At 72.7% G+C, this 26,015-nt stretch carries 19 protein-coding genes; 5 read left to right on the top strand and 14 right to left on the bottom strand.

The annotated features are described in order from the left end of the window. The first annotated feature begins 32 nt into the window (after nucleotides 1–32). On the top strand, nucleotides 33–1,877 hold the full coding sequence (locus tag WMF33_RS49465) for an STAS domain-containing protein (protein ID WP_437335092.1): 1,845 nt from the start codon (nucleotides 33–35) through the stop codon (nucleotides 1,875–1,877). A gap of 13 nt (nucleotides 1,878–1,890) precedes the next feature. Here WMF33_RS49465 and WMF33_RS49460 read toward each other — a convergent pair whose 3' ends face one another. From WMF33_RS49460 to WMF33_RS49445, 4 genes are all read right to left on the bottom strand, one after another. Further along, on the bottom strand, nucleotides 1,891–3,822 hold the full coding sequence (locus tag WMF33_RS49460; RefSeq protein ID WP_437335091.1) for a sensor histidine kinase: 1,932 nt from the start codon (nucleotides 3,820–3,822) through the stop codon (nucleotides 1,891–1,893). Nucleotides 3,823–3,978: 156 nt separating this feature from the next. Continuing rightward, entirely contained in the window at nucleotides 3,979–5,331 is a 1,353-nt protein-coding gene (thrC, locus tag WMF33_RS49455; RefSeq protein ID WP_061623896.1) for a threonine synthase, read from the bottom strand. Nucleotides 5,332–5,385: 54 nt separating this feature from the next. Beyond that, nucleotides 5,386–6,471 (bottom strand): serine/threonine-protein kinase, encoded by a 1,086-nt coding sequence (locus tag WMF33_RS49450; RefSeq protein WP_437335090.1) that lies wholly within the window; start codon nucleotides 6,469–6,471, stop codon nucleotides 5,386–5,388. 89 nt (nucleotides 6,472–6,560) lie between these two features. Further along, on the bottom strand, nucleotides 6,561–7,859 hold the full coding sequence (locus WMF33_RS49445; RefSeq protein WP_437339592.1) for an NAD(P)/FAD-dependent oxidoreductase: 1,299 nt from the start codon (nucleotides 7,857–7,859) through the stop codon (nucleotides 6,561–6,563). Between the two features lie 111 nt (nucleotides 7,860–7,970). On the opposite strand from WMF33_RS49445, the gene WMF33_RS49440 reads away from it, so the two are divergent. Continuing rightward, on the top strand, nucleotides 7,971–9,206 hold the full coding sequence (locus WMF33_RS49440; RefSeq protein WP_437335089.1) for a hypothetical protein: 1,236 nt from the start codon (nucleotides 7,971–7,973) through the stop codon (nucleotides 9,204–9,206). A 41-nt stretch (nucleotides 9,207–9,247) separates the two neighbouring features. After that, entirely contained in the window at nucleotides 9,248–11,509 is a 2,262-nt protein-coding gene (locus tag WMF33_RS49435; RefSeq protein WP_437335088.1) for a DUF2169 family type VI secretion system accessory protein, read from the top strand. A 2-nt stretch (nucleotides 11,510–11,511) separates the two neighbouring features. Here WMF33_RS49435 and WMF33_RS49430 read toward each other — a convergent pair whose 3' ends face one another. From WMF33_RS49430 to WMF33_RS49390, 9 genes are all read right to left on the bottom strand, one after another. Beyond that, nucleotides 11,512–11,841, bottom strand: coding sequence for a hypothetical protein (locus WMF33_RS49430; RefSeq protein WP_437335087.1), 330 nt, complete (start codon nucleotides 11,839–11,841; stop codon nucleotides 11,512–11,514). An 11-nt stretch (nucleotides 11,842–11,852) separates the two neighbouring features. Further along, a complete protein-coding gene (locus WMF33_RS49425; protein ID WP_437335086.1) occupies nucleotides 11,853–13,451 on the bottom strand; it encodes a PAAR domain-containing protein in 1,599 nt (532 codons plus the stop codon). Between the two features lie 14 nt (nucleotides 13,452–13,465). Then, the gene (locus WMF33_RS49420) at nucleotides 13,466–13,900 is read right to left on the bottom strand and encodes a DcrB-related protein (protein WP_148314644.1); all 435 of its coding nucleotides are present in this window, start codon (nucleotides 13,898–13,900) and stop codon (nucleotides 13,466–13,468) included. A gap of 63 nt (nucleotides 13,901–13,963) precedes the next feature. Beyond that, the gene (locus tag WMF33_RS49415) at nucleotides 13,964–16,660 is read right to left on the bottom strand and encodes a type VI secretion system Vgr family protein (RefSeq protein ID WP_437335085.1); all 2,697 of its coding nucleotides are present in this window, start codon (nucleotides 16,658–16,660) and stop codon (nucleotides 13,964–13,966) included. A gap of 44 nt (nucleotides 16,661–16,704) precedes the next feature. Further along, nucleotides 16,705–17,715 carry a GAF domain-containing protein gene (locus WMF33_RS49410; RefSeq protein WP_437335084.1) on the bottom strand — a complete coding sequence of 337 codons (1,011 nt, stop codon included), beginning with the start codon at nucleotides 17,713–17,715 and terminating at the stop codon, nucleotides 16,705–16,707. A 201-nt stretch (nucleotides 17,716–17,916) separates the two neighbouring features. Next, nucleotides 17,917–18,876: a histone deacetylase family protein gene (locus WMF33_RS49405; RefSeq protein WP_437335083.1), complete on the bottom strand. Its 960-nt coding sequence runs from the start codon at nucleotides 18,874–18,876 to the stop codon at nucleotides 17,917–17,919. Further along, a complete protein-coding gene (locus WMF33_RS49400; protein WP_437335082.1) occupies nucleotides 18,873–20,279 on the bottom strand; it encodes an aminotransferase class III-fold pyridoxal phosphate-dependent enzyme in 1,407 nt (468 codons plus the stop codon). The genes WMF33_RS49405 and WMF33_RS49400 overlap by 4 nt, the downstream gene beginning before the upstream one ends. Before the next feature lie 34 nt (nucleotides 20,280–20,313). Continuing rightward, nucleotides 20,314–22,659, bottom strand: a complete 2,346-nt coding sequence (locus tag WMF33_RS49395) for an FdhF/YdeP family oxidoreductase (protein WP_437335081.1) — start codon at nucleotides 22,657–22,659, stop codon at nucleotides 20,314–20,316. Beyond that, the gene (locus WMF33_RS49390) at nucleotides 22,656–22,784 is read right to left on the bottom strand and encodes a hypothetical protein (RefSeq protein ID WP_437335080.1); all 129 of its coding nucleotides are present in this window, start codon (nucleotides 22,782–22,784) and stop codon (nucleotides 22,656–22,658) included. Before WMF33_RS49390 ends, WMF33_RS49395 begins: the two co-directional genes overlap by 4 nt. 135 nt (nucleotides 22,785–22,919) lie before the next feature. On the opposite strand from WMF33_RS49390, the gene WMF33_RS49385 reads away from it, so the two are divergent. Both WMF33_RS49385 and WMF33_RS49380 read left to right on the top strand, forming a co-directional pair. Continuing rightward, nucleotides 22,920–24,317, top strand: coding sequence for an AAA family ATPase (locus tag WMF33_RS49385; protein WP_437335079.1), 1,398 nt, complete (start codon nucleotides 22,920–22,922; stop codon nucleotides 24,315–24,317). A 3-nt stretch (nucleotides 24,318–24,320) separates the two neighbouring features. Further along, nucleotides 24,321–25,007, top strand: coding sequence for a hypothetical protein (locus WMF33_RS49380; RefSeq protein ID WP_437335078.1), 687 nt, complete (start codon nucleotides 24,321–24,323; stop codon nucleotides 25,005–25,007). Between the two features lie 66 nt (nucleotides 25,008–25,073). Here the strand turns inward: WMF33_RS49380 and WMF33_RS49375 are convergent, their stop codons facing one another. Beyond that, nucleotides 25,074–25,955 (bottom strand): formate dehydrogenase accessory sulfurtransferase FdhD, encoded by an 882-nt coding sequence (locus WMF33_RS49375; RefSeq protein ID WP_437335077.1) that lies wholly within the window; start codon nucleotides 25,953–25,955, stop codon nucleotides 25,074–25,076. Between the last annotated feature and the right edge of the window lie 60 nt (nucleotides 25,956–26,015).

Raw genomic sequence — 26,015 nt, 5'->3', positions numbered from 1 at the left:
AGGACCTGGATTCACGCTCCGAGGACGAGGCCATGCGGGACCCCAGGTGGCAGCAGAACCGGCGCATTCTGCTGATCGACGACAACGAGGCCATCCACGAGGATTTCCGCAGGATCCTCCGGTCCGACGCGGAGGCGTCGACCTTCGACCGCCTCGAGTCGGCGCTGTTCCGCGAGCCGCCCGGCCGGCGGCCGGTGAGGTTCGAGCTCACGACCGCGACCCAGGGCGCCGAGGGGCTGGAGAAGGTCCGCGAGGCGCGGCAGCGCGGCGCGCCGTACGCCCTCGCCTTCGTCGACGTGCGCATGCCGCCGGGGTGGGACGGCATCGAGACGCTCTCGCGCATCTGGCAGGAGGACGGCGCCATCCAGGCGGTCATCTGCTCGGCGTACTCGGATTACTCCTGGGAGGAGATCGCCACCCGGTTCGGGAACACCGACAACCTGCTCATCCTCGCCAAGCCGTTCGACCCGAACGAGGTCCGGCAGATGGCCTACGCGCTCACCGAGAAGTGGAACCAGCGCCGCGCCCTGTCCGAGGCGAACCACAAGGTGTCGGCGCAGTACACGGTGACGAGGATCCTCGTCGAGTCGACGACGCTGTCCGAGGGCATCCTCGCGCTCCTCGGCGCGCTCGGGGAGACGCTCGGCTTCCGGTTCGCCGCCCTCTGGCTCGGCGACGGCGAGAGCGGCGGCCTGCGCTGCGAGCACACGTGGAGCGCCGCGCCCGACGACGCCGCCGCGCTCGAGGCGGCGACCCGGGGCGCGCAGCTCGCCCTCGACGCGGGGCTGCCCGGCCGCGCGCTCGCCCAGGGGGAGCCGACCTGGTTCTGCGACCTCGACGCGGTCGAGGACGACCCGCGCGCGCGGGCGGCGCGCGGCGCCGGCCTCCGCTTCGCGGTCGAGCTCCCCATCGCGGTCCGCGCCGACGCGCAGGTCGCGGCCGTGCTGGAGCTCATGGACGCCGAGCCGCGCGAGCCCGACCCGGGGTTGCTCGACGTGCTGCTCGCGATCGCCGCCAAGGCCGGCCACTTCATCGGCAGCAAGCGCGTCGAGGCCGCCCTGCGCCGGAGCGAGGCGAACAACCGCGCGCTGCTCTACGCCATCCCCGACACGATCCTCCGGCTCAGCAGCGACGGCGTCTGCCTCGACTTCAAGGCGTCCCGGGAGTCGAGGCCGTCGCTCCGCGCCGAGGACTTCCTGCACCGGCACGTCGCCGACGTGTTCCCCGCCGGCGTGGCGGAGCAGATCACCGAGCTCGTCGGCCGCGCGCTCGCCGACGAGGCGACGCACGTCTTCGAGTACCAGGAGCAGGTCCGCGAGGGCACGCGCGACTACGAGGTCCGGATCGCCGGCAGCGACCGCGCCGAGGCGGTCGTGATCGTGCGGGACGTCACCGAGCGCAAGCGCGCGGCGGCGGAGACCGAGGCGCGGCGCGCCCGCGAGGAGGCGCTGCGGGCGCAGAACGAGATCCTCGCGGCCCTGTCGACCCCGCTCATCCCCATCAGCGACGACATCGTCGTGATGCCGCTCGTCGGCGCCCTCGACGCGCAGCGGGCGCGCCGCGTGCAGGAGACGCTGGTCCGCGGCGTCGCGTCCCGCCGCGCGCGCGTCGCGATCCTCGACATCACCGGGGTGCCGCAGCTCGACGGCCAGTGCGCCGACGAGCTCCTGAGCGCCGCCACCGCGGTGCGCCTGCTCGGCTCGGAGGTGATCATCACGGGCCTGAGCCCCGACGTGGCCAGGACGCTCGTCGAGCTCGGCGTCGACCTGAGCGGGATCGTCACGCACAACACCCTGCAGAACGGCATCGCCGAGGCGATGACGTCCGCGGGCGCCCGCGGCGGGCCGAGGCGGCGCCGCGCGCGGCGGCGCGGGTAGCGACGCCGGCCGCTCACGGCCCCGCCGCGCGCTCGGCGGCGGCGCCCCCGATCCGCACCGGGAGCTCGAGCGTGAAGGTGGCCCCGCGCCCCACGCCGTCGCTCGTCACCGACAGCACCCCGCTCATCTCCTCGGCGGCGAGCGCGCAGCTGTGCAGCCCGAAGCCGTGGCCGCCGCTGCGCGTCGTGAACCCGTGGGAGAAGATCCGCGTCAGGTGCTCCTTCGCGATGCCCACCCCCGTGTCCTGCACGCAGATCCGCACCGCGCCGTCCCTGCCCGCCCCGCGCGCCTCGACCCGCAGCGTGAGCTCGTGCTCCCTGCCGGGCAGCTCGTCCATCGCGTGCTTCGCGTTGCTGATGAGGTTCATCAGGATCTGCAAGAGCTTGTGCTTGTCGACGTAGACCGGGCGCGGGCACGCGAGCTCTCGCACGACCTTGAGGTGCGGGCGCGAGAGCGCCGCGTCGTTCATCCGGAGCGCGTCCTCCAGGAGCTCCGAGAGCTGCACCGGCTCGACCACCGCGGTGGTGCCGGCGTAGGTCTGCTGCGTCCGGACGATGTCCTTGATGTGGTCGACGCTCTTTTCGAGCTGGTCCACGTAGCGCAGGATGCGCCGCCGATCGCCCTCCAGCGCGGCGGACAGCGCCTCCAGGTAGGCGATGAGGTGCCGCCCGCGCTCGTCCTCGGTGAGGAACCGCCCGGGGTCCTCCCGGTGGCTCGCAAGGAGCTGCGCCGCCCGCTCGAGCTTCTCCAGCTTGAGGCCGCCGAGCTCCTCCCCGATGAGCTTGGCGGACACGTTGACGGTGTTCAGCACGTTGCCGATGTTGTGCACCACGTTCGTGGCGATCTCCGCCATGCCGGCGCGCCTCGCCGTGTCGAGGACCTGGCGCTGGGCCGCCGCGAGCTCCGCCGTCCGCTCGACGACCCGCTGCTCCAGCGCCTCGTTCAGCTGCCTGAGCTGCTCCTCGCTCGCCTTCAGCGCCGCCTCCGCGCGGCCGCGCTCGGCGAGCTCGACCTGGAGCCGCTCGTTGGCCACGAGCAGCTCCGCGGTCCGCTCCGCCACGCGCCGCTCCAGCTCGCCCTTGGCGCGCTCCAGATCCTCGTTGAGGGCCTGCACCGTCTCCCGGAGCTGCTGCTCGCGGGCCGCCCGGTCCGAGACGTCCGCGTACGCCTGCTGGAGCCGGTCCTGCCGCGCCAGGGTGACGCCGAGCAGGTGCTGGAAGGCGTCTCGCAAGTGCTTGATCTGCTTTATCTTTCCGGCGGGACTGAGCTCCCCGGAGACATCGCCCGAGGCGTAGCGCGCGGCGTCCGCGGCGAGGCGCTCGATGGGGCGCACGATCTCGCGGCTCAGGAGCCAGCCGAAGGTCAGCGCCAGGAGGATGCTGCCGCCCACGCCCGCGGCGAGCCCGATCAGCGCGCGCTGCTTGAGCGTGCGGCCCCTCGCCTCGAGCTCGCTCAGCGCCTCCTTGTGCTGCGCCTGGCCCGCCCGCGCGCTCGAGAGGAGCACGAAGGTCAGCTCCTGGGCCTCGCCGTAGAACACCGACGTCGCCCGCGCCGCGTCGCCCTCCTGCATCGCGTCGAAGATCGCCGCGTGCTGCGCGTCGAGCTCCGCGTACACCGCGCCGAGGTGCTGCCACAGCCGCTCTTGCGGCGAGCCCCGCTCGCCCCGCGCGCGGTTGAAATGCACGAGCGTCTGGTCCCGGCGGGACGCGTCATCGGTCGTGTACGGCGAGACGTCGAGCCCGCGCAGCGCCTCGCCGACGGTCTCGCGCTGGGTGATCACCGCGAGCTCCATGTCCTGCAGGTCGACGAGATCGCCCAGGAGAGCGAGCTGCTGCGCGGAGATCCGCGAGAGCGTCGCGTTGACCAGGGGGAGGAAGACCGCCAGCGCGACCGCCACCGTCAGGAGCGGGGCGAACGAGAGCAGCGTGCGGTGGCGGATGTCCACGGAGGCCTCTGCCGGACGAGGATGCCGGGGGGATCGAGCGCGTCAAGGCGCACCCGCGCCGCTGTCCCGCGCGGGCCCGCCAGCCCCCCCGGCCCCGATCGGGCGCCGATCATCGCACGCCGCCGGCCGGTCAGCGCCTCCGCGGGCCGGCGCCGCTCAACCCTTCTTGCCAGTCTGCGCGGTGTGTTTGGCGTGTTTGTCCAGCGCGGCGAGGACGCGGTCGTAGTCGGGCGGCAGCTCGACCGGCGGGTTGGCGAGCCGGCTCGTCACGTCGGGGAGCGCGCGCTCGTGGTATTTCACCTTGAACTCCGTGAACTTGAGGCCGTTCGCGGTCGAGACCACGACGACCCGCTGGCGCTTCTCGACGAGGCCCTTCTTCACGAGCTTCTCCAGCGCGGCGAGGGCGACCGCCGTGTGCGGGCAGGTGTACATCCCGGTCCGGTCGGCGCGCGCCGCCGCGTCGCAGAGCTCGTCCTCGGTCACCTCCTCCGCGACCCCGTTCATCGCCTGGAGCGCCATCATCGCCCGCGGCGCGCTCACCGGGTTGCCGATCTGGATCGCGCTCGCCAGCGTCTCGCCCGCCTTCATCGGCACGACCTCGCTGCGCCCCTCGGCCCACGCCCGGTAGAGCGGGTTGGCCCGCGCCGACTGCGCCACGCACAGGCGCGGGAAGCGCGTCGTCAGGCCGAGGTCCTTCAGCATCTTGAAGCCGGCGTAGAGCGCGTAGGCGTTGCCCAGGTTGCCGCTCGGCAGGACGACCCAGTCGGGCAAGGTCCAGTCGAACTGCTGCACGATCTCGATGGCCACGGTCTTCTGGCCCTCGAGGCGCAGGGCGTTCATCGAGTTCGCCAGGTAGACCACGCCGTCGGCCGAGAGCCGCTGCACGATGGCCATGCAGCCGTCGAAGTCCGTGTCGAGCGAGAGCACCAGGGCCCCCGACGCGATCGGCTGCACCAGCTGCGCCATCGACACCTTGCCCCGCGGCAGCAGCACGACCACGGGCAGGCCGGCCGCCGCGCCGTACGCCGCGAGCGAGGCCGACGTGTCCCCCGTCGACGCGCAGGCGATCGCGCGCACCTCGAGGCCCTCGCGGATCGCCTTGTTCACCACCGAGACGAGCACCGTCATCCCGAGGTCCTTGAACGACCCCGTATGGCTGTTGCCGCAGAGCTTCACCCAGACGTCGTCGAGCCCGAGCGAGCGGCCGTAGCGGTCCGCCCAGAAGAGGTTCGTGCCGCCCTCATCCATCGACACGATGGCCTCGTCCGGGACCTGGGGCGCGACCCACTCCCGCTTGCCCCAGACCCCGGAGCCGTAGGGCCACACCGTGCGCTTGTAGCGCTCGTCGAAGAGCTTCATCCACGTCGCGGGGCTCCGGTCGCGGAGCGCGTCGATGTCGTGCGCGACGTCGAGCAGGCCGCCGCAGGTCGGGCAACGGTAGAGGGGCTGCGTCAGCGGGTAGCTGCCGGGACAGCCGGTCAGACATCGGAATGCAGCAGAGTAGGCCATGGCAATACGGATCTCCTGGGTGGCGGGAAGCGCCCGCGGGAGGTGGTGTTCGGTTCAGTCGAAGCGTGGGGCTTCCATGCCGAGCCGCCTATAGAAGTAGATCGCCGCGTTCCTGGCAAACGATCCCTGCGGGACGTAGACGTCGTCCGGCTCGGGGAGCGGCTCGTCCGCCGAGAGCGGCCCGTCCCGCTCGCCCGCGAGGCGCTCGAGGTCCTCCAGGAACGCCTCCATCGAGGGATAGCGGTTCTCCGGGCGCTTGCGGATCGCCTTCAGGATCACCGACTCGAGCTGCGGGTCGATGCTCTTCCGCTTCTCCGAGGGGCGGGGCGGCGGGGTCACGAGCTGCCGGGCGAGGAGCTCGGACTGCTCCGAGCGCGGGAACGGGAGCTCGCCGGTGAAGGTCCGGAACATGACGACCCCGAGCCCGTAGACGTCGGTGCGGGCGTCGGGCCTGTCGCTCACGACCTGCTCGGGCGCCATGTACTCGAGCGTGCCCACCGCGGTGCCGGTCGCCGTGATGTGATCGGCGTCCTGGATCTTCGCCAGGCCGAAATCGAGCACCTTGACCGCGTACGGGTCGCCCTGCGCGCCGACGAGGTAGAGGTTGTCGGGCTTCACGTCGCGGTGGATGATGCCGACCCGGTGCGCGGCGGCGAGCCCGGACGCGGCCTGGGAGAGCACCGGGATGGCGAGGTCCGCCTCCATGCGGCGCTCGCGCCGGAGCCAGTCGCCGAGCGACTCGCCGAAGAGGTACTCCATGACGATGTACGGCGCGCCGTCGGCGGCGCGCGTGCCGGCGTCGAGCACCTTGACGATGTTCGGGTGCCCGATCTTCGCGGCGCTCTGCGCCTCGCGCACGAACCGCTCGCGCGTCCGCTCCGCCCGGGCCGCGAACGCCTCCAGGACCTTGATCGCGACCGGCTGCCCGGTCTCGATCTCGATCGCGAGGTAGACGCGCGCCATCGCGCCCTTGCCGAGGTAGCCGCGCACCTCGTAGCGCTCCCCGAGGATCGTCCCCCGCAGCCGGGTCGGCTTGTACCGGAACAGGTCGACGCGCCGCGCCTCGGCGAGCTCCGCGCCGTCGTAGGGGCAGAAGCGATGGCCCGCGTCGTACTCCCGGTGGCAGCGCGCGCAGAACATGGCCCCGCTTCGAATAGCGCCCCGCGCTCCGGCCACGCAAGCGCTCCGCGCGCGCGCCTCGCGCCCCTCGCGCCCCTCGCGCGCCGCGCTCACGCCGCCTTGCGCGGCGAGCGCCCCGTCAGCTTGGTGTAGACGTGATAGCCGAGCCAGCGGAGCGGCTCGGGCGGGACCCCCCCGAGCGGGTACATGTAGAAGGGCAGGTCCCGCCACCGCGCGTCGTCGCCCGCGTAGATGTCGCAGAGCACGCGGCCCGCGAGGTTGCCGAGCGTCACGCCGTGGCCGCTGTAGCCGAGCGCGTAGTACACGTTCCGGTGCTCGCCGCGCACCCCCATGCTGCAGATCCGGCTCATCGTGATGCCGAGCGTGCCCGTCCAGCGGTGCGCGATCCGGACCCGCTCGGCCGCGGGGAAGTAGCCGACCAGCCGGCGCCGGATCGCCTCGAACGCCTTCCCGGCCGAGTCGGGTGAGCCGGGGTAGGAGGTCCGGTTCCCGTAGAGGTAGGCGTACGCCGCGTTGCTGCCCCCGCCGAACACGAGCTCGCCGGCGGGGGTCATGCTGGCGTACGCGATCCTGTCGTGGTCGTCGCTGAAGCCGGCGACCTGCCCCCAGCCGAGCGCGGCGCGCGCCTCGGCGTCGAGCGGCTCGGTCGCGATCACGTGCGAGTGCAGCGGGAAGATGCCGGTCTTGAAGTAGCCGAGCCGCGGCGTGTAGCCGTTCGTGGCGAGCACGATGGCCGACGCCCGGACGACCCCGCCCGGCGTGGTCAGCTCGATCGTGCGCCCCTCCTGGATCCGGAGCACCGGTGTGTCCTCGTGGAGGGCGACCCCCCACCCGAGGAGCAGCGGGCGCAGGCCGCGCAGCAGGTCGACCCCGTTGAGCTGCCCCTCGGTCGCGTCCAGCACGGCCCCGGCCGCCCCGTGGACGCCGAGCCGCTTCGCGAGCGCCGCGCCGTCCAGGTACTGTAGCGGAATGCCCCACCCGGCGAGCTGCTCCGCCCGCGCGTGCGCCGCCTCGGCCCGGCGCGCGTCGGTGAGGACCTCCATGCAGCCGTCGCGCCGGTAGCGCACCGGGAGATTGTGCTCCTGGATCATCCCGACGATGCCGTCGATGCCCGCGCGCGTCGCCTCGTAGACGCGGCGCGTGAGCTCCGGTTCGCGGTAGCTCACCCCGTTAATCCAGTTCAGCATCATCCCGCCGTTGCGCCCGCTCGCGCCGTTGGCGAGGTGACGCGCCTCGAGGATCATGACGCGGAGGCTCGGAAATCTGCGGATTAGATGGTATGCCGTGGAGACGCCGGTGAACCCGCCCCCGACGATGGCCACGTCGGCCACCGCGTCCCCGCGGAGCGGCGGGGCGGGCTCATAGACCGGCCCCGCCTCGCTCCACACGGAGCGAGCGGAATCGATCTGCGTGCGGGTGTCGACGAGAGCTGCCTGGGTCACGATGATTACCTATCAGAGGAACGCTCCGTCTGGCACCATGGACCCCAGGAGCCCTGCTTGAAGCGACGTGTCCGGCTCTGCATGAAGGATCTCTTCCACCAGGACGTGGTGGAGATGATCGAGCGCGAAACCCGCAAATACCAGATCTGGTCGATCGAGGACCCTTCCGACCCGGACTTCGACACGGCGTATCAGATCCTCTGGGACTGCTTCGGGCCTCATGGAGAGATGGAGCGCAAGGAGGCGATCCACGCGTTCCTGCGGGACGACCCGTTCACGCCCGAGCCGTCGGGCACATACATGCGCTACTTCCTGCTCGTGGCGCGAGACGCGGACGGAAAGGTGCGCGGCGTGCGCGACGGCACCGTGCTCGTCAATCCGGCGTACGCGCCGGATCTCTGCGTCATCTACCTCGCCCACATCTTCATGATCCCCGAGGCGCGGGGGACGGTGCTGTCGTACTGGCTGCGCATCGCCCCGGTCGAGCTCGCCATGCAGTACCTCGCCGACCTCCACGCGATGGGGAAGATCACGCTCCCCGCGCCCTCGGCCCCGGGCAAGTACTTCGGGATGAACCTCGATCTCGCGGCCGAGGTCGAGTACTTCACCCCCGAAGAGCGCCTGTCGTGGCAGCGCATCCTGTTCTACGGCCGCGGCGGGTTCGACGCGATCAACCCGCGCCATTTTCCCTACCGCCAGCCCGACTTCCGCGATCCCGAGGAGATCCGGGCGACGGGCAACCAGCCCTCTCCGTTCATGGTCCTCGTCCGGCGCATGGGCCGCGAGCGGCAGGCGCAGCTGCCGATCGACGAGGCGCGGGCGCTCCTGCGGCTGCTCTACGACGATTTCGCGGATCACTGCGCGCCGCACCTGCTCGAGAACAGCCTCCAGCTCGTGCTCGACCGGCTGGAGGAGCGGGCGAAGCGGAAGAGCTTCGTCGAGCTCCTGCCGCTGCCGAGCGGGCCGAAGGACGTGCACCGGCTGAAGCCGCTCTTCCGGTACAACGTGTTCACGAAGTACTACCCGGAGAGCCCCGACATCCGCGGCTACCTGAACAGCGGCATCCGCGAGCGGCTGGCCGCGAACCCGCGCTACCTCGACGAGGAGCTCGCCCGCATCGCGCGGGAGCTGGAGGCCCGCCCGCCGTACGTCTACGGGAGCCGGGACAAGAGCGCGACCTGGGAGGGCACGCCGCTCGCGCCGGGGTCGGAGCCGCCGCCGCCCGAGGGCGCCGACGCGGGCGAGATCACCCGCGAGCTGCCGGCGCCGCCCGGGGCCGCGACGCCGCAGTGAACCAGCGGGCGCGAGCGCGCCCCGGAGACTCCCCCTCCCTCATGAACGTATTCGCCGCCGCGCCCGTCCCCGTCGCGTCGATCCTCTGGCAACCCTCCGCGGGCTCCTGGGTGCTCACCGTCGTCTGCAAGGCGACGTTCCTGCTCCGCCCCGGCGAGTCGCCGCTCGCCCCCGACCAGGAGGCGCCGACCCCCCACGACGCGGCGTGGGACGACGCGCCGTCGAGGAGCCTGCAGTCGGCGAGCGATCTCGCGCCCGCGAAGCCGCGCGCCGACGTCGTGCTCGTCGGCTTCGCGTACGCGCCGGGCAAGGCGCCGGCGCGCTCGCTGGTCGCCAGGCTCGCCGTGGGCGACCTGGACAAGTCGATCGAGGTGTGGTGCGACCGCATCTTCTCCCAGGACGGGACGCTCCACGAGGGCCCGCCGTTCGCGCAGATGCCGCTGGTCTACGAGCGCGCGGCCGGAGGGCCGGGCTCGTGGAATCCGGCCGGGCTGAGCGCCGGCGCGCGGAACGCCTACGGGCAGATCGCCGTGCCCAACCTCCAGCCGCCGGGGCTGCTCGTCTCCGATCCGGGCAAGGCGATCGAGCCCACGGGCTTCGGTCCGATCGCCCCGACGTGGCCGTCGCGCGTCGAGAAGCTCGGCCGCCACGCGGCCGGCTGGTCGCACCGCGACTGGAGCCGCAAGCCGCTGCCCGCCGGGTTCGACCCCGGCTACTTCAACATCGCCCCGCCCGATCAGCAGCTCCCGTCGCTGCGCGAGGACGAGCGCCTCGTGCTCGAGAACCTCCACCCCGAGCACCCGCGCCTCGTCACCCAGCTGCCCAGCCTCCGCCCGACGGCGACCCTCGAGGGCCGGCGAGGCGGCGCTCGCCCGGTGCCCCTGCGCTGCGACACGCTCTGGGTCGACACCGCGCGGGGGCGCTGCTCCCTGACCTGGCGCGCGCAGATCGCGCTGGAGCACCCGGAGGAGCAGGGGCGCGTGGTGGTGAGCCTGGAGCCGCCGCAGACCGCGCGCGGCGAGGCCGAGAGGTCCGTGCCCCCGAGCTCCGGGCACGTCGCGCCGCGCCCCCCGAGCACGTCGCAGACGCAGCTCCCCGGGCTCCGCTCCGAGCACGCTCCGGTGCTGCCCTGGAAGACGGAGGAGCGCGGGGCCGACAGCGCGCCCCACTCGAGCCCCCCGAGCGGCGGGCTCCCGTTCCGCGCGCCCGCGGCCCAGGGCGACCTCGGGGCGCTCATGGCGGCGCCGCCGGCGCGGTGGTCCGCGCCGTCTCCGCCGACCGGCCCCCTCGATCAGGCGCCGGCGACGCCGCCGCCCCCGGCCTTGGCGCCGCCGCCCCCCGCCTTGGCGCCCGCCGGGAGCCGAGGCCTCTGGGGAACCAACGACGCGCCGCCGGCGATGACGGTGGGCCAGAAGTTCGGGGCGGCCGAGAGCGCGGCCCGCGCCTCGCTGCCCGCCCCGGCCGAGGACGACCGCCCGTCGAGGGTCAGGGCGTCGCCGCCGAGGCCCGCGGCCGACGACATCGTCGAGCTGCTCTGGTTCGACCCCGCCGCGCTGCCGCGCGTCCGCGCTCGGTGGAGCGACCTGATCCTCGAGCTCGACTTCGAGGAGCTCGACCCGCGTTACGACCTGCCGGCCGACGACGCGGCCAAGGACCGCCACGACGTCCTCGGCGTGCTCACCGACGGGTCGCCGATCGAGCCGGGCGGCGTGCCGCAGGCGCTCCTCGCGTCGATCGGCGACAGGCGGCGGTTCACGCCGCCGCTCGTGCTCGTGGCCGGCGAGGCGCGGTTCGCGTTCGACGAGGTCGAGGCGCTCAAGGCCACCGTCGCCGTGGTCGCGCCGCTCGCGGGCCCCGACAAGCAGCTGAAGGACGCCCTCGACTCCATCGGGGAGCTGCTCAAATCGCCTTACCTCCAGAGCTCGACCGGCGTCGTGGACCGGCTGAACCAGCAGCTGAAGGAGCTCCTCGCGCAGTCGAGCCGCTCGCTGCCGGCGGGGCAGATCGAGGCGCACACGGAGCGGCTCCTGCTCGAGCAGCGGCGCTACCAGACCCGCAAGGTGCTCGGCGACGCGTGGATCCGCGCGCTGCTCGCGGCGGGCGGGCAGGGCGCGCTGCCGCTCTACCTGCCGAAGGCCCTGGAGCACCGGCTGCCCCTGATGACGAGCCTGAAGGTGCGCGTCCTCGCGGAGGCGCACCTCCGGCAGGATCAGCTCGAGCCGAGCCGCTACGCGCTCAAGGCGGTCGCGCTCGGGAGGGTCTTCACCGCGGACGAGCTGCGGCCCGCGCGCACGTCGGACTGAGGTCAGTCGAGCGGCTCCGTCGGCCAGACGTCGCTCGCGCCGACGAGCGGGAGCACCTCGACGATGAGCCGCTGCTGCGCCTCGAGGAGCTGCCGCTTCACGTCGCCGCCCGCCGAGGCGAAGCGCAGGTGCACCACGAACCTGGGGCCGTCCTCGTAGATGCGCGCCGCCGCCTCCGGCGTGAGCTTGCCGGCGACGTAGTCGCCGTGATGGTGGCTGTCCGAGAGCGCCCACACCGAAGGCCACCGCTCGTCGAGCCGCCGGAGCATCTCGTCCTGGGAGAGCTCGCTCTTGAAGGACCACGCGAGCGTCGTGCTTGCCGTCTTGCCCATATCACCTCTCCTCAGCGGCCGCCGTCCCGCGGATCGGTCGAGACGCCCGCCCCGCCCGCGCCGGCCGCCCCGGCGCTGCCGGCCGGCGCCTGCGGGGTGGCGGGGGGCGTCGCGCCGACCGCGTTGGGGCCTCGATAGATCGTCGGGAAGTCGCCGTTCGGCTCGCGCGGGCCGTTGAGCTTGAAGTCGAAGCCGCCGTTGCTCGGGTTGGGCTCACCGTAGATCTCCACGTTCCACCGCTCCGCCAGCGCGTTGAGCTTGCTCCCGAGCGACGTGTTGGAAAGCCCCGGCTTCCCCTCCGGGTTCAGCGCGCTCGGCGCCTCGCCGTTCTTGAAGATGCCGTATTTGGCGTTGTACGGCGCGCCCGCCTGCTGCGCCTGGACCAGCGCCTGATCGCTGTGGATCGCGAAATCGGTGTCCGACTTGGGCGACCAGAACCCGAAGGGCTTGTCCGGGTTGCCCTTGAACCCGTCCGTGGCCGAGCCGAGCTGCTTCACCGTCGCGTCCGTGATGCCCTCCGACTCGAAGACGTTCCGGATGTCCGACTGCAGCCTGTCGAACTGCGCGCGATCCTTGTACGTGAGCGGGACGCGCTGGCCGTCGGCGTCGCCCTCGACAGCCATCTTGAGCCGCTCGGGGGTCGTGTTCGGGTGCTCCAGCTCGCCGCGCTGCACCCGCTCGTAGGCCGCGCGGTTCTCCGCGATCCTCGCCTCGAGCTTGGCGGCCGCCGCGGGATCGGCCGCGGGCCCCGCGGCCATCTGCTCGTCGGTCCAGGCGCGCGCCCGGGCCACCTCCTCCGGGCTCGGCGGCCCCTTCCGCCCGAGCGGGACCTCCTCCGCGGCCGGCGGGCGGATCCACCCGAACCGCTCGCCGAGCTTCGCGGCGCCGATGCCCCCGAGGAGGCCGCCGCCGAACTCGCCGAGGATCTCGCCGACGCGCGCGGCGCGCTCGCCAAAGAGGCCGCCCACCGCCTCGCCCACGTGCGCGCCGACGAACGCGCCGGCCAGCGAGCCGGCGAGCCCCAGCCCCGCGACGACGACGCCGGCGCCCACGCCCGTCAGGACGAGCGCCGCCCCGCCCGCGATCAGCGCGGTCCATCGCAGGGTCGTGAGGAGCCACGACGGCACCTCCTCCTCGACGGGCACGAGCGTCAGCGTCTCGCCGCCGATGAACGTGGTGACGGCCGCCTGGCTGACGACGCCGCCGCACTCCGCCTTCTCGGTCCTGCGGCCCAGGTGCTTCCCGTTGACGAAGACCGTGGCGCTGCCCTGCGCCACCTTCTTGCCGCCGTGCTCGAGGACGTCGAGCTCCGCGCGCGCGGCGGCGCGCCCCTCGATGCGCGTGTCCGGCGATCCCGTCGCGATCTCCCCGCACGGGGACCCCTCGAACATCTTGCCGATCTCGGCGCCGGCCAGCGCGCCGCCGGCGCCGAGCCCGACGCCGCCGGCGACCGCCGCGCCGATGAGGACCGCCCCGGCGCCGCCGGTGGCCACGGAGAACAGGATCGCCCCGCCGATCGCGAGCCCGACGCACGCCCCCGCGATGAGGCCGGCCCACGCGGACGAGTGGCCGATCTCATCGCCCATCCGGGCCGCTTCGAGGGCGCTCACGGCCTCGCAGCCCCTCAGCCCTGGCCCAGCTTCACGCTCGCGAGGATGCGATCGAACACCGGGTTCAGCCGCGCGGCCTCGCTCTTCGGCATGGTCGCGGTGAAGCTGAGCACCGTCGGCTTGCGCCCCCCGACGAACACGAGCCGCTGCTCGATCGGCCCGCTCTGTCCCCTCCACGCGAACCGGATCTCCACGGCCGGCTGGCCGCCGAGCGTGATCTCCTGCCGCGCGTAGAGCTGGAAGCCGTCGAGCCGCTGGGCCATCTCGACGAGCTGCCGGTCGCCGTAACCCCGGATGTCCTCGCCCGCGGCCAGCGTGTCCCGCGTCATGACCAGGTTGGAGATCATCCCCTGGCCGGGCTTCGCCGGCGCGGCGAAGACCACCACCGAGCGGTCCTCCCAGTCGCGCGGCACGTCGAAGGACACGTCGGTGTGGTCATAACGCGGCATCGTCTCCGTCTCCACGCTGCGAGGCGCAGCGCTCGCTCTCCGACATCCAGCGGGCCCCGGGCGTCACGGCTCCACCTTGGCGAAGCCGCCCTGGAGGTCGCCCCGGTAGAGGGCCACGCCCTGCGCCGACAGCGCCCCTGCGTACGCCCGCTCCGCGGGCACGCCCGAGGCCTCGGTCGCCTGCGCCGCGGTCTTCACCGCCGCGCCGTTCACCGATCGCGGCGCCGCCGCGGTCCGCAGCGCCAGGAACTGCGCCACCTGCCCGCCCGCGCCGCCGACGTGGAAGATGCCGGCCGCGCTGCCCGCGTTCACGAGCGTCCCGAGGTCGCCCGCGCTCAGGCCGCCGAGCGCCGGCAGCGGCGTCGTGAGCACCGGACCGAGCACGTCCAGCGTCGACGGCAGCGAGGCGAGGCTCTCCCCCTTCGCGAGCCGGAAGAGCTCCAGCGCGCCGCTCCCCGTCGCCACCAGCGCGGCGAGCGACGCGGAGGGCGCGCGCACCGCCTCCTGGATCGCCGCGCCGGCGGCGGGCCCGATCCGCAGGGACGCCGGGGCCGCGGCCGGGGTGAGCGGCGGCGAGGCGACGGCGCGGTCGAGCCGCAGCGCCGCGCCCTCCACCTCGACGTCCTCGATGCCCCCCGGCGCCTCGACGGCGCCGCCGCCGCGCATCACCTCGGCCGGCGCGCTCGTCTCGCCGCCGCCGCCCGGCCGCCCCGGCGCGCTCGGCGCCCTGGCCTTGCCGATGGTCGCCACCGCGGGCGCCTTCGCGGCCGTGGTGTTGATGAGCACGTTCGGCCCGCCGTCGATCTGCACCTCCGCGCCGGACAGCTTGAGCAACCCGCCCGCCGAGATCTCGAGCTTGCCCTGCGCGTCGATGAAGATGCCCTCCGGCGTGATCTTGATCGACGCGACGCCGTTCGTGATCTGGACGGTCTTGTCCTTGTTGATCGTGTACCCGACGCCGTCGCCGACCGTGACGCTCTGGCTGTCGCCGGCGTCGACCGCGTCGGAGGTGCGCACGATCGACGTGCGGCTCTCGCCGATGTGGTTGATCTGCTGCTCGCCGATCGTGTGGCTCTGGCTCTTGACGACGTTGAAGCTCTGGCTCCCCCCGACGGTGACGGCGTCGGCGCCGGTCACGCTGGCCGAGCGGTTCGAGAGCACGGTCGAGCGCTGATCCCGCTTGATGATCTCGGTGTAGTCGCGCTGCGCCTGGACGTGGATGAGCTCGCGCCCCGCGGCGTCGTCGAAGGAGAGCTCGTTGAACCCGCCCGAGCCCGGGGAGGAGTCGCTCTTCCAGCCGCTCTTGGTCTTCTCGGCGGGCAGCGTGTACGGCACGCGCGTGGTGCTGTTGAAGACGCGGCCCACGATCACCGGCCGGTCGGGGTCGCCGTCGAAGAAATCGACGAGGACCTCCTGCCCGACGCGGGGGATGGCCACGAGCCCGTAGCGGCTCCCGGCCCAGCCCTGGCTGACGCGGATCCAGCACGAGCTCGCGTCGCTGAACCGCCCCTCGCGGTCCCAGTGGAACTGCGCGCGCACGCGCCCGAACTCGTCGGTGTGGATCTCCTCGCCCGGAGGGCCGACAACGATCGCGCTCTGCACGCCCACGACCCGCGGCTTCGGCGTCCGCCGCGCGGGGCGGTAGGGCTGCTGCGCGAACACGGCCTCGCCGGTCATGGTCCACTCGCCGCTGTGATCGCCCTCGAACGTGGACGCGACGACGAGCAGCGCCTGGTCCGGGGCGAGCTCCTTGCGGGGGTGCCCGCCGAGCGCCAGGACGACGCCGGGGCACAGGTCGAGGGCGTTGGTGCGGTACCGGACGGCGCGCCGGCCGCCCCGCTCGCCCTCGAGGCTCCTCGCCGCGAGCGCCTCCGCCTCCTTGATGTCGACCCGCGCGACGCCCCTGTCGTCGGCGACCGGCGTGTCGCCGCCCTTGCCCGGCTCGACCACGAACGCCCCTGGCACGTAGTGGTACTGCTCGTAGCGGAGCTCCTCCTCGAGCCCCTCCCGCGCCTCGGCGAAGAGCTGAACATCGGGCCTCGACCTGAAATCGAAGTCGCGGAGGGTGACGTGGCCGGGCCGCACCTCGTGGCTCACGACGAGCTCGCTCACGTACTCGCGCCCGGACGACTGGTTCGGGTTGTCGACGTAGGCGATGGGAGCGCCGGGGCGCGGCTCCCGCCGCTCGGGGGCGTCGCTCAGGACGAGGCGGGTGAGCTCGGCGCCCATGCGGCCGCCGTCCGCGCGGTGCGAGAAGTAAAAGGAGATGCCCGCCTCCTCGAGCAGCCGGCAGATGAACGCGTAATCGGTCTCGCCGTACTGCACGCGGTATTCATGGGCGGGGTACTTCGCGCCCAGCGCCACCTCCGGCTCGATCTCCCACTCCTTGAGCACCAGGAGCACGATCTCGGGGATCGTCATGTGCTGGAAAATGCGGCTGTTGCGCCGGAGCGTCGCCCGGAACAGCAAAGGCACGATGCGCAGCCGGTAGGTGGAGAGCCCCGTCGGCTCGACCTGCACCTGCTCCACCTGGGCGCAGAGCCCGGCCCAGACCCGGGCGGGAACGGCCGAATGCAGGACGGCCGACTCGGCCTTGAAGGCGGCGGCCTTGCCCACGAGGCTGTCGAGATCGAGATCCTCGATCTCGGAGACGGCCAGTATCGACACCTCGAAGAGCGACGAGATCTGCTCCCGGACCGAGAACCGTCGCACCGAGAGCGATTCTTCCTTGGACGCGAACGAGAGCGAGAGGCGCGACATGGACGGAACGCCGAGCGTAGAGCATGGGCTCGGCGCGATCTAGATCACGGCGCCGCCCCGCTGCCCGTCGCCGCGCGCGCGCGCAGGGCGCCCGCGCGGATCTCGTTCACCGCCGCGCAGGCGGCCTCGTGGGCGTCGATCGCGCCGCGCAGCACGAGCGACCTCCCCCGCTCGGCGGCGGTCTCCTCGAGCGTCCCCTCGAGCACGCCCTCGGCGAGGCGTACGAGCGGGCCCACCTCGGCCATGCCGCGCGCGAGCGCCCGGGCCGCCGCGACGAGCCCGGACGCCGCGGGGGCGGAGCTCGCGACGGCCGCGGCCTCGTCGCAGAGCTCGTCCGCCACGGAGCCCATGTCGCGCCAGCACCCGACGGCCGCGCGCAGGCTGGCGATCGTCACGAGCGCCGAGGGGGTCGCGTGCATCGCGTCGACGGGCGCCTGCGGCCGCACCCCCGCCGCGTTCTGCGCCGCGGCGATGACCGGGGCGAGGGACAGGAGCGCGCGCTCCAGCACGCGCGTGGCCTGCTCGATGCGGACGAGGCGCTCCTGCACGTCGGCGCTGCCGACCGGCGCGTCGCGCTCGACGAGGTCGGAGAGGCGGCCGGCGACCTCGATGGCGAGCTGATCGAGCCCGTCGATGGTGCGCGGGTCGAAGCGGCGGGGCACGACGTCGAGGACGCACAGCGAGCCGATCGCGTGCCCGCGCACGCGCACCGGCACCCCGGCGTACGCGCGGATGCCGTAGTGCTCGACGAGCTCCTTCGGCACGCGCTCGTCCCGCAGCGCGTCCTCGACGAGGAGCGGCGCCTCGTCGCGCACGACGAGCTGGCAGAAGGAGTTGCTCCGGGAGGTCGCACAGCTCACGGCGAGCTCCAGGGGCAGCCCGTGGTGCGCGCGCAGGAGCTGGATGTGGCGGACGACGAGGCTCACGAGCGCGATCGGCGCGCGCGCGAGCCTGGCGGCCCGCGTCACGCAGGCGTCGAGGATGGCGTCCGCGTCCGTGCGCAGCATGGCGCCGTGCAGCTCGGCCAGGCGGACGGGGTCGTTGAGGTCGGCCATGGCGAAAGTCTACCAGCAAAGGCCGCCGCCCCGGCGCTGCACTGCGTCGCGCCCCGCGGAACCCGGGGCGCGGGAGCATTCACCTGCGCCGCGCGGATTTGCCGGGAGCGCGCGCGGAGCCAGCGGCTCGGCAGAGAGCTACGGATGGAGCCTATGGGTTGAGCCGAAGCTTCCGAGCACAGGAGCCCGACCCCGCAGACGTCACCCCCGAGCCGCCTGCGCCTCCCTCGCCCGCACCGCCGCGACGAACGTGCCGAGGTGCACGTCGACCACCCGGCTCACGTCGGGCGTGTAGCCGCCCGCGAGGACCCACGCGATCGGGATGCGGCGCTCGAGCGCGGCCCGGAACACGACCTCGTCGCGCGCGCGGAGGTCGTCGTGCGTCAGGTCGAGCGGCGAATACGGGTCCTCGCGGTACGGGTCCGCGCCGGCCTGGTACAGGATCAGGTCGGGCGCGGCGCGGTCGATCGCGGGGCCGAGGTGCCGCTCCAGGATCTCGAGATAGGCGGCGCCGCCGCTCCCGCCCGGCACCGGGACCGACCAGCCGTTCTCCGTGTCCGGCGCGCGCTCGGCCTCGACGTCCCGGTACGCCCGGTTCTGCTTGTACCAGTTGCCGTAGATGGAGAGCTGGAACGCCCACGGCCGCGACGCGAGCAGCGACGCGGTGCCGTTGCCGTAATGGAGGTCCATGTCGACCACCAGGGCGCGGCGGATGCGCCCCTCGGCGCGCGCGCGCTCCATCGCGACGACGAGGCCGTTGAAGGTGCAGAAGCCCTGGCCGTGATCGGCGTGCGCGTGGTGAAAGCCGCTCGCGAGGTTGCCCGCGACGCCGTCCTCGAGCGCCGCGAAGGCCGCGGCGACGCAGCCGCCGTTCGTGAAGCGCACCGCCCCGGCGAGCGCCGGCGACCACGGGAACTTCTGCGACTCGGCCAGCGCCCGGGGCTCACCGGTCGCGATCGCCCGGACGTACTCGGGCGTGTGGACGCGGAGCAGGTCCTCGTCGCCGACCGGCTCGGGCTCTTCAACCCGCGCGCAGAGGCCGCTCCGCTCGATCGCCTCGCGCACCAGGGCGAACTTGCGCATCGGCATGACGTGCTCGCCGATGTCCGCGAAATAGCGCGGCGAGTGGAACACCCGGATCGGAGGCGAGGCGCCGGTCACTTGCAGACCGACTCGAGCAGATCGAGCGCCTCGGCGACGTGGCGCGGGGCGAAGACGAGCGCCGGCCGGAAGCGGAGCGTGCGCTCGCCCGAGCCGCCCACCTCCAGGCCGCGGTTCCGCAGCGCGGTGAGCGCCGCGTCGCGGCGGGCGGCGTGGGGGAAGTCGACCGCGGCGAAGGTGCCGCTGCCCCGGGCGCCCGAGAGCACCCCCGGGTACCGGACGCAGAGGTCCTCGAGCCCGGCGACCAGGCGCTGGCCGGTCGCCCGCGTGTTCTCGAGGAGCCGGTCGCGCTCGATGACCTCGAGGATCACCTCGAGCTGCGCGCCGCGGAGCGGATCGCCGAGCCAGGTGTTGAAGATGCGCAGCGGCTCGATCGGCGCGAGCTCCTCGCGGCAGTAGAAGCCGCCGAGCTGCATCTTCTTGGAGAACGTCACCATGTCCGGCGGCTCGGGCAGGTCCCACGCCTCGTGCGCCCACAGCGCGCCGGTCCCGCCGCCGCAGGTCTGCACCTCGTCGATGATGAGCGCGACGCCGCGCTCCGCGGTGAGGCGGCGGAGCGCCTGGAAGAACGCCGGGCTCGCGTGGCGATCGCCGCCCTCGCCCTGGATCGGCTCGACGATGACCGCGGCGACCTCGTCCGGGTGCGCGTCGATCGCCGCCTTGACCGCCTCGAGCGAGCGCGCCTCGGCGGCGCGGTTCTGCTCGGCGTGGGCCGCCTCGGGGAACTGGATCGCAGGGAACGGCACGACGGGCCAGTCGAACGCCGGGATGTCGAGCTTGTGGATCGGCTTGCTCCGCGTCGCCGAGAGGGCGCCCATGCTGCGGCCGTGGAACCCGCCCTCGAAGGAGATGACCTTGAAGGCGTTCACGCCGGGCTGCCGGTTGAGCATGCAGGCGGCGAGGTCGGCGTCGCTCGGCTGCGCGCCGCCGCGCCGGCGCCGGGCGAGCCGGATGAACGCGGCCTTGAGCGCGTTCTCCACCGCCTCCGCGCCCGTGGTGAAGGTGAACACGTGCGCGTGCCCCTTCGGCGCGACGCGCATCAGCGTCTTCTCGACGATGTCGACCCACTCGGGCGCGGGCGCGACCCCGAGCGCCGAGCGGTAGCCGGCGCACCAGTCGAAGCGGCCGTCGCGCCACGCGGCGAGCAGATCCGGGTGGTTATAGCCGATGGGCACGGCGGCGATGTGGCCGTAGACGTCGAGCAGGACGTTGCCGTCCACGTCGACCATGTAGTTGCCCAGGCTCTTCCGCGCGTCCTGATAGAGGTGGATCGGCCGCGCGTCCTGGTAGCGATGGTGGCGGGCGCGGAGCGCCTCGGACGCAGGCCCCGGGACGGCGGTGCGCATGGAAGCGCGCTCGGGCTCACCGGGGATGGGCGGAGAGATGCTGGGCGGTGCGTTCATGGTCGGACTCCAGTGCAACGGACGCGGCGGAGCGTCACGCGGATCCGTCGCTCGCGACGGCCCGCCGGACGCGCACCACGATCGATTTCGACGCGGGGGTGTTGCTCTTGTCGGCGATGCTGCCGAGCGGCACGAGCACGTTGGCCTCGGGGAAATAGGCCGCCACGTTGCCGCGGGGGATCGTGTAGAGCACGACGCGGAACGCGCGCGCCGCGCGCTCCCCGTCGGAGAAGCGGCTCGTGACGTCGACGAGGTCCCCCTGCGCGAGCCCGCGCTCGGCCGCGTCCTCGGCGTTCATGAACACGACGCGGCGCCCGCCGCGGACGCCGCGGTAGCGGTCGTCGAGCCCATAGATGGTCGTGTTGTACTGGTCGTGGCTGCGGATCGTCATCATCAAGAGCTCGCCCGGCTCGAGCTCGTGCCGCGGGAGCGGGTGGACCAGGAAGTTCGCCTTGCCCGTGGCGGTGCGGAACTCGCGCCGCGCCGCGGCGTTCGGCAGGGCGAAGCCGCGCGGGTCCTTGACCCTCGCGTTGAAGTCGTCGAACCCGTCGATGGTGCGCTCGATGAGATCGCGGATCCGATCGTAATCGGCCGTGAGCGCCTCCCACGGCACGCGCGAGCGCGCGCCCAGCGTCGCGCGGGCGAGCCCCGCCACGATCGCCACCTCGCTCCGCAAGAGCTCCGAGGCGGGCGGGAGGTTGCCGCGCGAGCTCGAGACGACGCCCATCGAGTTCTCGACCGTCACGAACTGCGGCCCGCGCGCCTGCACGTCGCGCTCGGTGCGCCCGAGGCAGGGCAGGATGAGCGCGCGCCGGCCCGTCACGAGGTGCGCCCGGTTCAGCTTGGTCGACACGTGCGCCGTGAGGTCGCACCGGGCGAGGGCGCGCGCCGTGAAGGCCGTGTCCGGCGTCGCCGAGAGGAAGTTGCCGCCCAGCGCGAAGAAGACGCGCGCGCGCCCGTCGGCCATCGCGGCGATCGCGGCGACGGTGTCGAGGCCGTGGCGGCGCGGCGGCGAGAAGCCGAAGTTCTCCTCGATCCGGTCGAGCAGCTCGGCCGGCGGCCGCTCCCAGATCCCCATCGTCCGGTCGCCCTGCACGTTGCTGTGCCCGCGCACCGGGCACGGGCCCGCGCCGGGCCGCCCGACGTTGCCGCGCAGGAGCAGGAAGTTCATCACCTGCTGCACGTTGGCCACGCCGTTCTGGTGCTGCGTGATGCCCATGGCCCAGCACGCGATCGTGCGCTCGGACCGCATCGCGACCTCGGCCGCCGCCCGGATCCGGTCGCGCGGGATCCCGCTCTGCTCCACGATGTCGCCCCACGGCGCGGCGCGCACGGCGGCCGCGAGCGCCTCGAAGCCGTGGGTGTGGCGCTCGATGAACGCGCGATCGAGCACGGCCCCCGGCCGCCGCTCCTCCTCCTCGAGCATCTCCTTGATGATCCCGGTGAAGAGCGCGACGTCGCCGTTGATGCGCACCTGGAGGAACAGCGTCGAGAGCGGCACCCCCGCGCCGACGAGATCGAGCGGGTGCTGCGGGTGCTGGAAGCGCTCGTTGCCCACCTCGGGGAGCGGGTTCACGGTCACGATCTCGCACCCGCGCAGCCGCGCCTCGCGCAGCGTCGAGAGCATGCGCGGGTGGTTCGTCCCCGGGTTCTGCCCGACGATGAAGATCGCGTCGGCCCGCTCGAAATCGTGGAGGGAGACGGTCCCCTTGCCCACCCCGATGGCCTCGCGCAGGCCCACGCCGCTCGACTCGTGGCACATGTTCGAGCAGTCGGGCAGGTTGTTCGTCCCGTACTCGCGCACGAAGAGCTGGTAGAGGAACGCCGCCTCGTTGCTCGTGCGCCCCGACGTGTAGAAGACCGCCTCGTCCGGCGAGCCGAGGGCGCGCAGCGACGCGGCGACGAGCTCGAGCGCCTCGTCCCACGACACCGGGCGGTAGTGCGACGCGCCCTCGTCGAGCAGCATCGGGTGGACGAGCCGCCCCTGCTTGCCGAGCCAGTGGTCCGACTGCCGCGAGAGCTCCTCGACGCTGTGCTTGCGGAAGAACTCCGGCGTGACCCGCCGGAGCGTCGCCTCCTCCGCGACCGCCTTCGCGCCGTTCTCACAAAACTCGGCGGCCGAGCGGTTCTCCTCGGGCTCGGGCCACGCGCAGCCGGGGCAATCGAAGCCCTCGCCCTGGTTCACGTGCAGGAGCGTGCGCACGGCGCGCGCGACCCCCATCTCGGAGACCGCGTGCTGCAGCGTCGCCCCGACCGCCGCGAGCCCGCCGGCCGCCGCGCTGCGCTCGCCGAGCCGGGGCGCCTCGGCCTCGAGCGGCGGCTCGGCCTGCACGTCGCGCGCCGCGTCCTGCACGTCGCGCGCCGCGTCCCGCGCCGTCACGACGCCGCCTTCGAAAGGGCCGAGAAGAGATCGCGCCGCGCCTGGACCGCGCGCCGATCCTCGGCGTCCGCGGCGCTCTCCTCGGGGATCTTGCGGATCGCGATGTGGAACATGGTGGACGGCATGGCAGGGTCGTTCCGCGCTCCATCCTACCGCGCCTCGTCCGATCGAGCAGGCCCCGCGAAGCTGCGTTCGGTGTCCTGCCAGCGTGCGGGACGGGCACGGTTGATGCCGAGCGTCAGCGCTGACATACACGGATCATGAAGCCGCGATGGAAGCTCTCCGTGGAGGCGTTCGGGAAAATCGAGCGGGCCGAGGTGGATGTCCGGCCGCTGACCCTGTTCGCCGGGCCGAACAACAGCGGCAAGAGCTATCTGGTATCGCTGCTCTGGGGACTCGTGGCGCTCCCAGGCGAGCTGGTGCCGCAGGAGTGTCCCGAGCTGGAGGCAGCAAACGCGTGGATCGCGCAGCGCGTCGAGGAGGGGAAGGCGTCGTTCGAGCACGACCTGACGGTCGAGGAGCTCGGCTTGTTCGACAGGTTGTTCGATGCGCTCCTCCTCGCCAATCGGTCTCGGCTGTCACGCCGGCTCTTCAATAGCGATTCTGTCACGCTCGGCGCCATCTCGCTCCAGCGCGCCTGCGCCGAGCGACGCTTGCGGCTACGCTGGCGAAGGGGACCGGATGGTCAGTTCGTGGCGGAGGCGATCTGGTCCGGTGAAAACGGCATTTATGCCGAGATCGATCGGCCAACGATCTCCTACGCCCGGGAGGTGGCCAGGGATCTCGTGATGCGCGCCGCTGTGCTCGAGCGCCTTTCGACCGCCTTGCCGGGAGAGATGGATGCCTTCGAGGACTTTACCCCAGTTTACCTTCCTGCATCCCGCACGGGCTTCATGCACCTGTACAAGGCTGCAGCGCGCCGGAGCCTGCACGAGACCTTCCGTAGAACAGCGGAGAGGCGCGACTTCTCTCTGGATCTCACCACCCCGGCCTTCCACTTCATCGACATGCTGGCGTTCGGGCTCAAGAGCGAGCAATCCCAGCTGAAGCGCGAGCAGTTCCCGAGCTATGCCGAGGAAGCCGCGTTCCTCGAGCAGTCCTTGACGGGCGAGGTCGAGCTCGTCGCAGGCGCCGGTGCCGTCAACGAGTACCGCTATCGCCCGGCGGGGACCCCGGCCCCGCTGCCGATGCAGCTCTCGTCCGCGCTCGTCACGGAGCTCGCCCCTCTGGTCCTCGTCCTTCGTCATCTGTCGTCCTTCCCCGCGCTCATCCTGGAGGAGCCCGAAGCCCACCTCCATCCCGAGCTCCAGCGCCGCATCGCTCAGGTCATAGGGCGCCTGGTGCATAAAGGGCTCTTCGTCTGGGTCACGACCCACAGCGAGAATTTCTGTCAGGAGATCAACAACCTCATCAAGCTGGGCAGCCTCCCGCCCGACAAGCGCGCCAAGGCGCAGCAGGTGCTCGGATACGGCCCGAACGATTACCTCGATCTCGATGACGTCTCTGGTTGCGAGCTCAAGCTGGATCCGACCGGCGAACGGTCCACCGCGGTAGCGATGAAGCGCACCGAGGCCGGCCTGGTGATGCCCACATTCAATCGGGCCATCGTCAAGCTCAGCCAGGACGTCGCGTACCTCGATGGCCTCCTGAACGAGTAGGTCATGGCACGGCACGCAGGCAGCCTCGAACAGCGTCTCGCCGCGATCATCACGCCGGCGCTGGGAGACGGGGTACCTTTCTACGAGGTGCTCCGTGCTCCCTCACGGGCGACGATCAAGGAAACCAAGAAGGACGGCTACGCCGAGGTGGCGTGCACCATCCCCGAAGGGCACATCTGCATCCAGTGGAGATTCGAGGAGACCGGTCGCTTCCTGTTCCTGCGAGGGGATAAGAACGCCGATGGCGCGTTGCTCTTCATCGGGCCGGATGACCGCATCGAGGCGCACATCATCGAGTGCAAGAGGAAGGTCACCCAGGGGAAATGGGAGGACATCCTCCAGCAGATGCGCTGGACGCTGTACAAGCTGCTCGCGCTCGCTGGCGTCCTGGGGCTCTCAATCGACGAGGTCCGTCTCGGCACAGCCTACCGGTTTGACGAGCTCTCCGAGGAGAGCTCCCCCAACCCGATCCTCGGCAAGCCGACGCTCGGGGGTACCTCAGAGCGAACGCCCGGTGAGGATCAGCTCAGCGAGTCCCGCCTGCGGCAGCTCGCGTGGGAGAACGACGAGGTCTACCTTCCCGGCTTCGACGGGGTTTTCCGCCATATCAAGATCCAGCTCGACGAGGACAGCGGACGCGGCGTCTACCAGACGCCCGCGCCTCGGTCCCGGTTCGCTCGCCAGCTTTGAGGGGATTGCCGTCGAGGCTCCATGCTTCCGCAGGTCCACGCCACGGGAGTCGTCCAGCTCGCGCCGTCACGACGCCGCCTCCACCGCGACATCGATGCGCTCCCGGCCCGCGTATACGTTGAACCGGCCGTCGCGCGCGAAGCCGACGAGCGTCATCCCGTGCGCCGCCGCGAGCTCGGCGGCCAGGCTCGACGGCGCGCCCACCGCGACCATCACCGGGATGGAGGCCCGCAGCGCCTTCTGCACGAGCTCGAACCCGGCGCGCCCGCTGACCATGAGCACCGCGCCCGGGTCGGGCAGCCGCCCGGCGAGCAGCGCGGCGCCGATCAGCTTGTCGACCGCGTTGTGGCGCCCGACGTCCTCGCGAAGATCGGCGAGGGTGCCGCCCGCGTCGAAGAGGGCCGCCGCGTGCAGCCCTCCGGTCCGGCCGAACACCGGCTGCGCGCCGCGGAGCCGCGCGGCGAGCCCGTGCACGACGCCCGGCGCGATCCGCGGCACGCCCCGCGCGAGCGGCGCGGGCGGCGCGCACGACGCGACGTCGATCGACGCCTTGCCGCAGACGCCGCAGCTCGCGTTCGCGACCGCGAGCGCGCGCTCGCTGCGCCCGAGATCGAGGGTCACGTCCTCGGTGAGCGCGACGCGCACGAGATCGCCCGAGGGGCCGGAGAGCTCGTCGACGCCGACCACGTCGGCCGAGCGGGAGATGATCCCCTCGGCGAACAGGAGCCCGATCGCGAGCTCGCGGTCGTTGCCGGGCGTGCGCATGGTGATCCCGAGCCGGCGCGGGGCGCGCTCCTGCAAGGCCGAGGGGCGCGCGCCGGGAGCGTGCGCGGCGCGCGCGACGACGACGATCTCGAGCGGCGCCTCGACGGCGAGCTGGTCCTCGACGTCCGAGGCGCTCTCGTCGGTGATCCTGCGGATCGAAACGGGGGTCGTGGTGGACGGCATGGCGGCGGATCCGGCGATCTCCATCGTAGCCCGCGGCAGACCGCCGGGGAGGACCCGCGT

It is taken from the genome of Sorangium sp. So ce394 (assembly GCF_051474665.1).
In the GTDB taxonomy this organism is placed as follows: Bacteria; Myxococcota_A; Polyangia; order Polyangiales; family Polyangiaceae; genus Sorangium; species Sorangium cellulosum_D.
This window is presented reverse-complemented; position numbering and strand designations above follow the sequence as displayed.